The following is a 238-nucleotide window of genomic DNA, read 5'->3' on the forward strand; positions in this document are numbered from 1 at the left end:
GTCGTCAACCTGAATCAGCGTGTCAATCGTGGCCTGGGCCGCACGCAATTGCTTTGCCTCATGCTCGGAAAGGATCGCTGCGGTTTCGGCAGCGTCGATCAGAGCGGCGGGCGGTGCTTCATTCAGGCGTCCGTCGCGCACCGCTTTGGCGATGCGATGGCGCAGCGGGGCCGATTCCAGCTGCGCCGCGAGGGCGGCATCAAATACTGCAACCGGCGACTTGGCCGGTGGTGTCCAG

At 64.7% G+C, this 238-nt stretch carries 1 protein-coding gene; it reads right to left on the reverse strand.

What is annotated here, in order from left to right; genetic code table 11:
* Positions 1-238, reverse strand: a 238-nt coding sequence (locus ACZ2IA_RS23280) for an acyl-CoA dehydrogenase domain-containing protein (RefSeq protein WP_470294947.1), incomplete at both ends; no start/stop codon positions are given.

It is taken from the genome of Crenobacter sp. CS_VA4 (assembly GCF_055597485.1).